14 protein-coding genes are annotated in these 10,000 nt (G+C 49.5%); 12 read left to right on the top strand and 2 right to left on the bottom strand.

Translation table 11 applies throughout. The features are described from left to right. From LDL35_RS00915 to LDL35_RS00865, 11 genes are all read left to right on the top strand, one after another. The coding region (locus LDL35_RS00915) for a methanogenesis marker 3 protein (protein ID WP_304018578.1) at nt 1-910 on the top strand (910 nt) is incomplete at its 5' end. Further along, nucleotides 907-1,362 (top strand): methanogenesis marker 6 protein, encoded by a 456-nt coding sequence (locus LDL35_RS00910; protein WP_304018576.1) that lies wholly within the window; start codon nt 907-909, stop codon nt 1,360-1,362. The genes LDL35_RS00915 and LDL35_RS00910, both read left to right, overlap by 4 nt. Beyond that, the gene (locus LDL35_RS00905; RefSeq protein ID WP_304018573.1) at nt 1,363-1,809 is read left to right on the top strand and encodes a methanogenesis marker 5 protein; all 447 of its coding nucleotides are present in this window, start codon (nt 1,363-1,365) and stop codon (nt 1,807-1,809) included. It begins immediately after the preceding gene. After that, entirely contained in the window at nt 1,806-3,047 is a 1,242-nt protein-coding gene (locus LDL35_RS00900) for a methanogenesis marker 15 protein (protein ID WP_304018571.1), read from the top strand. Before LDL35_RS00905 ends, LDL35_RS00900 begins: the two co-directional genes overlap by 4 nt. A gap of 5 nt (nt 3,048-3,052) precedes the next feature. After that, a complete protein-coding gene (locus LDL35_RS00895) occupies nt 3,053-3,637 on the top strand; it encodes a methanogenesis marker 17 protein (RefSeq protein WP_304018569.1) in 585 nt (194 codons plus the stop codon). Then, the gene (locus LDL35_RS00890; RefSeq protein ID WP_304018567.1) at nt 3,634-4,572 is read left to right on the top strand and encodes a methanogenesis marker 7 protein; all 939 of its coding nucleotides are present in this window, start codon (nt 3,634-3,636) and stop codon (nt 4,570-4,572) included. Before LDL35_RS00895 ends, LDL35_RS00890 begins: the two co-directional genes overlap by 4 nt. Nucleotides 4,573-4,636: 64 nt before the next feature. Then, the gene (locus LDL35_RS00885; protein WP_304018565.1) at nt 4,637-4,879 is read left to right on the top strand and encodes a hypothetical protein; all 243 of its coding nucleotides are present in this window, start codon (nt 4,637-4,639) and stop codon (nt 4,877-4,879) included. A 453-nt stretch (nt 4,880-5,332) separates the two neighbouring features. Further along, nucleotides 5,333-5,590, top strand: coding sequence for a hypothetical protein (locus tag LDL35_RS00880; RefSeq protein WP_304018563.1), 258 nt, complete (start codon nt 5,333-5,335; stop codon nt 5,588-5,590). A 124-nt stretch (nt 5,591-5,714) separates the two neighbouring features. Next, nucleotides 5,715-6,530, top strand: coding sequence for a PEGA domain-containing protein (locus LDL35_RS00875; protein WP_304018561.1), 816 nt, complete (start codon nt 5,715-5,717; stop codon nt 6,528-6,530). Next, nucleotides 6,527-7,186 carry a PEGA domain-containing protein gene (locus LDL35_RS00870; protein ID WP_304018559.1) on the top strand — a complete coding sequence of 220 codons (660 nt, stop codon included), beginning with the start codon at nt 6,527-6,529 and terminating at the stop codon, nt 7,184-7,186. The genes LDL35_RS00875 and LDL35_RS00870 overlap by 4 nt, the downstream gene beginning before the upstream one ends. Before the next feature lie 50 nt (nt 7,187-7,236). Then, complete coding sequence (locus LDL35_RS00865) at nt 7,237-8,148, top strand: PEGA domain-containing protein (RefSeq protein WP_304018557.1); 912 nt, start codon at nt 7,237-7,239, stop codon at nt 8,146-8,148. Here the strand turns inward: LDL35_RS00865 and LDL35_RS00860 are convergent, their stop codons facing one another. Next, nucleotides 8,149-9,012: a hypothetical protein gene (locus LDL35_RS00860; RefSeq protein ID WP_304018555.1), complete on the bottom strand. Its 864-nt coding sequence runs from the start codon at nt 9,010-9,012 to the stop codon at nt 8,149-8,151. It abuts the gene before it with no gap. 104 nt (nt 9,013-9,116) lie between these two features. On the opposite strand from LDL35_RS00860, the gene LDL35_RS00855 reads away from it, so the two are divergent. Further along, nucleotides 9,117-9,572: a carboxymuconolactone decarboxylase family protein gene (locus LDL35_RS00855; RefSeq protein WP_304018553.1), complete on the top strand. Its 456-nt coding sequence runs from the start codon at nt 9,117-9,119 to the stop codon at nt 9,570-9,572. Here LDL35_RS00855 and LDL35_RS00850 read toward each other — a convergent pair. Continuing rightward, the coding region (locus LDL35_RS00850; RefSeq protein WP_304018551.1) for a DUF3362 domain-containing protein at nt 9,529-10,000 on the bottom strand (472 nt) is incomplete at its 5' end. The genes LDL35_RS00855 and LDL35_RS00850 overlap by 44 nt on opposite strands.

Below are 10,000 nucleotides of genomic sequence, written 5' to 3'. Positions count from 1 at the left end.
GACTCCTGACGGGTATGATCCAAAAACCGCGGTCAGCGTTGACCGGATGCTTCTCGCTCTCCTGAACCGGGTGTTTGTTGTTGATAAACGACTGAGCACTCATATCAGATGCGATATCCTGGCAGGGACTGATGTTCCCTGTGAAGCATGTTCAGGCAGACGGGAAGGAACGGTATTAATGCGGACTTCAGGGAAAAACCGTGGATCACTTTATATCTATACTCAGGATCTTCCGAGAAGTCTTGCACATACCGTCGTCGGCCATATTATTCATGGTATCGAACTCTGTAAAATTGCGCAGGAGGGTGACCGGCTGAGTATTCAGATTGAACCTTCACAGGTCGACCTGATTGGAATGCCGCTTGCGATGGCACGGGAACGGGCAGAAGCGCTTCATCTTACGCTCACCCCTGATGTTGACGGGCCTGACCGTGTAGTCATTCAGCAAAAACCAGCGACTACCCTTGAGGTACTTGCCCAGGGTTTTGTTGAGGTCGAGACCATACCTGATAAACAGGTCATATCTATCACGCTTGATGATGTGAATGCCCCCCGTACCTGCAAAATTTTCAGGGAATTCTCAGGCCTTAAGTATCACGCGGTCGGGAGACTTCCGATGCTCTTCTCCTTTGATGAAGTCACCCTCTTTAAAGCAAAAATTCCAAAGACGACCAATGTGATCCCTGAGAACACTCCTGTATCATCAGTTGAAGCAGGTGTGCTTGCGATGACGAATGACTCCTGTAAGGGGGTTGGTATCGTCGGGGTGAGGTCTGTTCCCTCATCAGAGTTCGGGCCGACTTCTGAACCGTTCTCCGGAACAAATATCATCGGTACCGTGATCGATATGGAAAAGATTGCAGGTCTGGAAGAAGGAGAGGTTGTGTTCTTCAGGGAGGTCAGGGGATGAAAGAAACAATTCCGCCACTCTATGCCGGAACCGTTACGAAATACGTCTTTATTGAATCGTATAAGGCAACACCTGATGATATTGCAGCACGGGCCTATGAGGTATCAGGCAGGGTCATGATAAAAGAGACCTGTTTTGGCCTGCAGATCACCGGCGAAGAAGCTGAGGTGGAACGGGTTATCGCACATATCAGAGCGTTTGATCCGGCACATATCTATGTAAAGGACCGGGGTTTTCCACCAGGTGATCCCCGCCGGTGCCGGGCAAATCTCGGCGGAGCACGACCGGGGTATTTTGGACATGAATATGAGATGGGTTTTATCAGGAGAATCGCAATCGGACTTGAAGAGCTGGAATCACCATCAGAGAGGCCGGTTCATGAATCAGAACAAAAAGAAACGGAAGGATTATCGGTGAAAAGACTGATGGAACTGATCGAACAGGAGGCCTGAATGGCAGAGGTGTTTATCTATCCGGCAACAAGTCTTATTCTCTCAGATCTTGTCGCACGGTTTGGTCACAAGCCTCTGGGAACCGCTCTTTCAGTCCGGGAACGTATCCAGACAGCAGGTCTTGATTCACCACCCCTCGAGATGACTCCTGATGATGCAAAGAAGGGGCTCCGGTGGGCTGCTGTTGAAGTGCCATCCGGTGTCAGAGGGCGTATGTCTCTTTTTGGTCCCCTGATTGACAGGGCTGAGGCGGCCATCATTGTCAGGAATCCGGACTTTGCTTTTGGATGTATGGGATGTGCCAGAACCGATGAACTGGTCGAATTCCTCGTGAAACAAAAGAAGATCCCCATCCTTGAACTTGACTATCCTGCCGATGAGGAAGAGGGGATCATCTTTGTCCGGAGAGTCAAAGAGTTCCTCACCGGTCTTGGAGGTTCATCATGAAGGAAGAGACTGTCCGTATTGCCCAGTTATCCTGCGGACCTGAGTATTCAGGAGTCCAGAAAGAGATTTACACAGCAGCTGAGGCTGTGGGGGCAGAGGTTTTCTTCCCCGATCTCTCACTGTCTGACATCAGGAGAAATTTCAGGGATTTCGGACTTGATGTCAAATCCGGTGATCTCAAACTTGCCATCGCACGTGCCGTTGCCCTGGTAGAGGGTTCAGCAGAAGCAGATGCGGTATTTATTGCCTCATGTTTCAGATGTGCAGAGGCGGCGATTGTCAGGAATGAACTCCGGCGGTACATCCATGAACACTCAAGGCTTCCCGTGGTCAGTTACTCCTTCACCGAACGGACAACCTCCGGGACCCTTCTTACGAGGATGGAGGCCCTGACGACTATCGCACGGCGGCGTGCCCTTCTTGCCCGTGAGCGTCAGACCGGTCTTACCATGGGGGTAGACTCCGGTTCCTCCACAACAAAGGCGGTGATCATGCAGGACAATGAGATCATCGGAACCGGTTGGCGTCCGACAACTGAAGTACTGACCAGTGCAGACGAGGTCATCAGTCTTGCACTTGAAGAAGCCGGGGTTACACGTGAGGATCTTGATGCTGTTGGGACAACCGGGTATGGCCGGTTCCTGATAGGGGAGCGTATCGGTGCAGACCTCATCCAGGAAGAGCTGACGGTGAACAGTAAAGGTGCTGTCTTCCTCGCCGACTGTCAGCATGGGCCGTCAACCGTGATCGATATCGGGGGTATGGATAACAAGGCTATATCTGTCCTTGATGGTATCCCCGGCACCTTTACCATGGGGGGTATCTGTGCCGGGGCATCCGGACGGTTCCTTGAGATGACGGCAAAACGGCTGGGAGTAGATATTACCGAGCTGGGCCCGTTAGCCATGAAGGGGATGGGAGAAGATGTCCCGATGAACAGTTACTGTATCGTCTTTGGGACACAGAGCCTGGTAAATGCCCTTGCAGAAGGTCACTCAAAAGAGAATGTTGCAGCGGCAGCCTGTCATTCTGTCGCCGAACAGGTCTTTGAACAGCAACTCCAGGAGATAGATATTAAAGAACCGGTCGTCATGGTCGGAGGGACCTCTCTTATCCAGGGTCTTGTCCGGGCCATGGGAAACCTGCTCCAGACAGAGATTGTTGTTCCCCATCATTCCCAGTACATCGGTTCGGTCGGAGCCGCATTATTATCTTCAGGATTTGTGGAGAAGAGCTGATTGGCATGTCAACGCTGGAGTATTTTGAGGTAGACTCAACCGAACCGGTTGGAGGACAGCTCTACCGGCGGATCGCTTCAACGGTCATCACTGATCATAATCTCCTCAAAGTCCTGGAGAGACTTCGGATTTATATAGATCCATCTGTTCCTGTATTTGTGGCGGTGGGGATCACACGAACCGTGCCCCGGACCATTACCGTGTCTGATCTTGCCGGCGTCACCTATGACGGGCAGAAGATTACTCTGGCAATTGCAGATGAGACGTTCCTTGCAGACCTTCTGCAGATCCTCTGGAAGAGTTATGGAAAAGATCAGGTATCGCAGCCGGACCGGTTTACCATCGAGATTCAGACCTCCGGGGATGCGGCTTCATCCGGTATTGAAGATCTGGCAGTTGCAGATCCAACCGAGGGGCTCTTTAAGGATCTCATATACTCCATGCAGGTCATCTGTCCGGAGGGTTTCCGGGTGAAAAAGCAGAACTTTCATAATGGCAGGTTCTGGTTTGTCGCAAGCGAAAATACCCTGCCTGAAGATGTCACCCCTCTTGTTGATGAACAGTTCAGGATAATGGAGGCTGCATCATGATCCTGGTGCCAATAACCTACAAGGGCGGCGTCTTTCGTCATGATGAGATCCTGGACCTTATCGAGGATATGGGGGGGTATATCATTCAGAAACATATGATTGCCCAGGAAGTCGTTCTCCAGGCTCTGATCCCGAAGGAGGATATTGAGATCTTAAAAACAGTCTCCCGTCCCCTTGCCGGCGAGGTCAAACCAGCCCCGCTTGTCGGGACCGAGATTGCAGTAGTCTCGATGTCACTTGAGATTCATCATCTCCCTCATGCCTCATGTGATGTTGCTGAATATCTTCGGACAGCCGGTGCAAAGACCAACATGATCGGGCTTGCACGCGGATTTGGCAAACGAATCGGTCTGTTGTCTGATGAGGAGCGGGATATCATCAATGAGCATGATCTGGCAATTTACCTCTTTGGCAACTTTGAAACCTGTATAAAAGAGAAGATGCCGACGTTCAGGCGGGGTATTCAGGTGCCGATTGTGGTCTGTGGTGGTCCGACAAAAGAAACCCTGATGAAGATAATAGATCCACCAGTTGCCGGATATATCGGCGGACTTGGCAGGTTTATGCACCGGACCAAGGAGCCGCATGAACTGGCCAGACTTGATGAGATTGTTGAGGAAGTCTCCCGCGTTATTGATCAGAAGCGTACCGGGATTGCTAAAGATCCCCTGTCTGTCACACCTGCCCGACTTATGGATATCATCCTTGAGAACGTGCCTGCTATCCATGAAGTAACCTCACCTATCCCGGTTGTTGTGCAGATGGACGGGACCAGGGTGAAACTTCCCTATGATCCCTATGCTGCAGAGATCCGGGAGATCGAAATTGAGGCCGGGATCAGGATTGCCGATGTCTGCGATATCCGCCCATCCAGGATGCGGGATTATATTCTGCTGAAAGTAAAACCGTTTTCAGAGACCGGAATGCTCGTTTAATTCCGCTCCTTTTTTTATTTTTATTATCAAACCTCCGGTTATCCGGCATGTCTGATTGAATATTATGGCGATTATCGATCCCAGGATTATTGAACAGATCACACCCATCACAAAACCAACACATGCTCCGGTTATCATGCCAAAGATAATAAGTGGATCCAAAATATTCTGGAGAGCTGTGTGGGATGGAAAACGGAGCCAAAAAACTCCAAAACCAAAAAGTGTGAGAAAAACTCCCGAAATCATTCCACACAGAGCACCATACGGAATGAGACATTGCATGAGTGATATAGGGTGTACTGACTGAATATGCAGGACTTCCTCTGTCATACAATCAACTCTGGGTTTTCAAGGAATAATTATTTTTGATCTCCGCACCAGGAGATTATCCGCTCTTGGAAAAATCAAAAATTACGGTTTTGCAACTGGTTGCAACCAGTTTTTGATAGTTTTAATTTAATATTTCGAGATGATACTTTCTCTAATGGCTCAAAAATCTAAATGGTTCCAGTAACCTGTTTCAGTCATTTTCAACCTGCACAGATGTGCTGATACAGTAATCGGCATGTTTTCCTCGGCATGATCCATCAGGGTCAGGATTATCCGTATCAAAATCAGTCTGAACAAATTCAATAGAATTTCTTATTCAATCCTTATCTGCAGTTTCACCCAACGATGGTAATGTCACAGGAAGACCTGTGAGCAGGATCGAATGATCCGAACCTCCGTATCCTCCTTAAAAAAACACAGGTGAAATATAATGCAGTCATTCATGTCCTCCTACACTGATGCTCCCTATGTTCCCTCTGTGTGGTACTCCCCCTCCCAAACGGTGATCCCGCACCCGTCCAGGGTGTTTGATCTCCCGACACTCCATCCTCTTCCCATGACGACAGAATCTCCTGCTCAAGGTTCATCAGATAAACCGGGCAGTGCCATCGCTGACCTGGTACAATCTGATGACCGGTTTCTGGACCAGCTTGAAGTTATGCATTATCTGAACTTCTCTGATTTTTAAATCCGTAATCCTCCTCTTTCTCTTCCCTTGCATAATTATTGTATGAGGATGACTATTCCAAAGAATTATGAGCGTTCATCGCCCATGCTCACATATAAGGGGTTGATGTGAAGTGAACTGGCATATGTTACTGACAAGTCTGGTGCTCTTTTCCACCATATTCTGCTGTCAGGCACTCGGAGATGAGAAGCGGTTTTCATCTCCCGGAATCGGATATATTGAAGTCAGATCGGATCTGGAAGGTGCCCGGGTCTATTTTGATACTCTCTATATGGGGTATATATCAGGCGGGAAGTTAACAATCCCGGTTGATACGACGGTTGCACCATCATGGAAGAATGTCCGGATGGAGTACAGTGGGTATCTGCCTTATGCAGGGCCATATATCCAGACCGAGCCTGACAAAACGATTGCATACAAGATAGACCTGAGTAAGACTTCATATGAACGGACCGGAATGGTACGATTTATCAGCGAACCTGCCGGAGCTGAATTTCTATTAAATGATAAAAGTATGGGTACAACTCCTGATTCAGGAGTCCTGATCGCATACACGGTGCCACGGGGATTATACGTCGTCAACGCGCAGAAACCTGGTGATCAGACGATCACGGATCAGCTCTATGTAGATGACAATGCCGTTACAACCTACCGGGTTAAGATGATCCCTTCACCGCTGGGTGAATTGAACATTTACTCAAATCCCGACGGTGGAGAGATCTTTGTTGACAACCGGATGGTCGGCCTTGCTCCTTTACATTTGAAAGACATAACAACCGGTGAGCATACGGTCATGATCAGGAAGGCCGGGTATCAGGACTGGGTAGCCAATGTGTCTGTGCTCGGGGGGAGTCTGGGTTCAGTTGAAGCAGTTCTTGTTTCCACTCCGGCGCCTGAACCGGTGGTTACAGCAGATGTGACGGAGCCTGGAAAGCAATGAGATCCTTTCATTTTCTTGTTATGGCCGGAGTATTCTCCTGCTTTCTCCTTTTTCATCTTATTCTTCCGGTAGCAGGAATCGCATCTCCAGAACTTTCAGGTGGGGATTATCAGGCGACCGGAACCCTGCATGTTGATGGAAGCCCGGTCGGCATGGAGATCGCCCTTGATGGCAGAGTGGCAGGACAGATACCAGAGTCAGGTGTCCTGATCATTGATAATATCGCAGTTGGTGAACATGCCGTCACAGGGTCATTTCCAGGCTATGCAAGCCAGGAGGTGTGGGTAAATGTCCCGGATGGTCTCCCAGCCGAGGTAAGAATAGACCTGAGCAGGCAGGTGATGGGATCACTGGACATCTCGTCATCCCCTCCAAATGTGCAGATCTATGTGGATGATCTGTATAAGGGCATTACTCCCGCAGTAGTTGAGGTAGAGGCCGGATCACATGTGGTACTGCTACGTCTTTCGGGATTTGAGGACTGGTCAACACAAACTGATGTTGCCGGCGGAACGACAACTGTCCTCTCAGGAACTCTGGTCCCGGTATCCAAAACACCTGTTGTAACTCCTTCAGGGGGCCCTTCGGTTCTGGTCACGATGCTTCTTGTTGTCGCCGGAATTATGGTTGCATATGGGCAGATACGCAGGAGATAAGGGTTCATGGTAGATTGAGGAGAAATATGGTGAGGAAAAGTTCTATGAGAATGACAAGGGAAAAATCCAATATTTTATTTTTATTCCTGATTGCAGGATTACTCACGCTCTTTTGTCCGGGAGTTGCTGAAGAATCTCCTGCTATGACCTCGTATTACGAAGTAAGGTCAAATGTTGAGAATGCATCAGTGTATTTCAATGGTGAATTTGTCGGTACCATCCAGAAAGGTTCGCTCCTTGTTGAGGCCGAAACAAGTAACCGCCCGGTGAATTATCAGCTGATGATCACCGCTCCCGGATATACCACATACAATGAGACACTGGTTCAGGCACCAAAGCCAGGAAAGAGTAATATCATCCGTGGTACCCTGACTGCCCTTCCCCCGGCAAAGACCGGCACTCTGTCCCTGGCAGTAAGCCCGCCCGGCGGGGAGGTTCTTGTTGATGGTGTTTCATCCGGTTTTATAGACCAGTCCGGGATTCATGTTCTTCGTGACATCACCGCCGGGTATCGCAACATCCAGATAACCCTGGCCGGGTACAAGGACTGGTTTGAACGGGTATATGTTGAGCCGAATATGAACACCAAGATCAGAGTGACCCTCACCCCGATCACCACCGGTTCACTTCAGGTCTCATCAGAACCTTCTTCGGCAAATGTTCTCCTGAATGGTGATCCGGTCGGAATCACACCGGTTACCATACCGGATCTTCCGGCAGGACCTGTCCAGATACAACTCACACTTCCCGGATATCAGGACTGGAATGGTGAAACCGCTGTCATGATCGGGCAGACTGTTCCGGTGTTTGGAACGTTAATTCCGATCGTGGTAGAGACGCCAAAACCAGTGAATACCACCCCTGAGGAAACACCGACTCCTGAACCGACACAAAGTCCCCTGCTTATCGGCACGGTGATTGGCGCTCTTGCTGGTGTGGCACTTATTGGAAAAAAGAGATAATCAGCCTCTTGGGCCGAATACTTTCTCACTTATTTTATACTGCTCACCGTTCTTGTAAAAGACCACGACCTGTACTTTATCATTTCCTGCTGTCCCCTGAATTTCTGCTATGCTCCCGATATTGCTGGCAAGGTCTTTGGTAACTTCTGATCCGTCTGAGAGCAGGGCATGTACCTGAGCTGTTCTGACAAGGGACTGCCCGTGACCTCCCCGAAATGTTGCGGTAATAACCCGGTACACGGGATCCTTGATAACATCCACCTGAACCATCAGATTCCTGGGGGGCTGAGTTACCGGACCATCATACAAGCTGTTCGAGGAGGTTTCAGGGGCACTTGGCACCGTTGGTGTTGCGGTTAGTATGCCTGCCCGTGTCTGCCCGACATTCTGGTCAAGAATGAGATAGGATGCACCGTTTTTGTAATATGCAGCGGCCTGCACACGATCAACCGCTTTAGAACCGGTAAATTCGATCTCTGCACCCCGGTTTGGCGGAAGAGGTAGTTCAGTCATAATCCCATCTGAAGTAGTAACCCGGACATTGATGGACTGCACCAGCTGCTGGCCTTTGCCACCGTCAAAAACAACCGTGATAAGGTTATACACCGGGTCTTTTCGTGCTGATACTGATACCTCAAGTTCTGCAGGAGGCTCAGTCACCGGACCATCGAAGATGGAATATTTAGGAACTGGTTCAGAAACCGGTGTCTCTTCAGGTGTGGGGGGGAGCGGAGCCGGGGTCGGGGTACTTGTTGGGGATGGTGCTACAGGCTCATTTTGTGGGGGAGAACTGGTACACCCGGCCAGGAAGATACACCCGGTCAGAACCAGTGCCATGAGGATGAGGCTCATTTTTCCATTCATAGTATAAGAGATCCACCTGCAGAAATGAAATTATTATCCTGAAAGGACAGGCTGACCGGTAAGTATGACATCTCTCAGAACAGACCTTTGGTCAGGCTGTTTCTATGGGCAAACCAAAAAACGGATTTGAAAATATCATCAAAGAGGTCCTCGAAAAGGGTGCTGCCGAAACTGCACAGGAATGGGTTGAGGCGATCCGCAAGGATTACGGACGGGCTCCGCTCATCTTTGAACGGATGTCAGAGCGGCCTGAAGTGCTTATCTCCCATCTCCTGTATAAAAACTCCGTTCTGAAGACCGGAACACTCGACCCAAAGATTGTCGAACTCATCAGTCTTGCTGTATCTGCTGCCCTCCGCTGTAATCACTGTACTGATTATCATGTCCAGGCAGCTCTTCGGAAAGGTGCAAATCCTGATGAGATCCTTGAAGCCATCATGATTGCAGGACTCACGTCCCAGTCTACTGTGCTTGCTGATGCGTACCGGACCTATTCAGATACGATTGAGGAATGTATCAGTTGCGGGATGAAGATCCCTGATAATGCTCATAAGGACTGATCCTTTTTCGGATCGCCCTTATCTCTCCCGTTCTTCGTGCAGGAATCAGACATATGCCCGTATTACCGATGAGGTCTTTTCGCCCGGCACGGGTCAGACCTTCCAGAACAAGTGAATGGTTTGCAGGGTTTTTCCAGTGAAGAATGGCTCGCTGGATCTTTTTCTCCTCCCCTTTCGGAACATGTACCAGGTTTCCTGTCCAGGGATCACGCCCGGTTGCATACATGCAGGTTGAGGTGGTCATGGGTGTTGGTGTAAAGTCCTGGACCTGTTCAGTGTATAAGCCGGTATCCCGGAGGTATTCGGCAAGGGAGATCATGTCTGACAGGGTGCACCCCGGATGGCCTGACATCAGATACGGAATCAGGTACTGTCGTGACTTTTTCCCCCTCTGATTCTTCTCAAAAAAAATTCTGAACCGGTCAAAA

The organism is Methanospirillum hungatei (assembly GCF_020216685.1).
GTDB lineage: Archaea > Halobacteriota > Methanomicrobia > Methanomicrobiales > Methanospirillaceae > Methanospirillum > Methanospirillum hungatei_B.
The sequence above is the reverse complement of the archived record's forward strand: the minus strand, read 5'-3'. Positions and strand labels throughout refer to the sequence as shown.